General features: G+C 37.7%; 1 pseudogene. It reads right to left on the reverse strand.

What is annotated here, in order from left to right:
- Positions 1-268 (reverse strand): annotated as a pseudogene (locus tag SB660_RS21005) (ATP-dependent Clp protease ATP-binding subunit ClpC); the annotation flags it as partial.

The raw sequence follows: 268 nt of genomic DNA on the forward strand, positions 1-268 counted from the left end.
AGGGTCGTAGCCTTCCTCTGCAATTTTATTGAGTGCTGCATCTGTTAACTCTAACGTAATATCTTGTTCTTGCAGACGTTTTGTTAGCGTATTGGCCATCATTGAAATGATTTCTTTTAAGTGTTCTTTTTCTAATGAATGGAACACAATCATTTCGTCGATACGGTTTAGGAATTCAGGACGGAATGCTTTTTTCAATTCTTCAAGCATTGTGCCCTTCATATCTTTATGTTTCGACTCTGAGCTTCCTAAGCTGAAGCCAAGATTT

The organism is Bacillus sp. SIMBA_005, from assembly GCF_046535585.1.
Classification (GTDB): domain Bacteria; phylum Bacillota; class Bacilli; order Bacillales; family Bacillaceae; genus Bacillus; species Bacillus pumilus.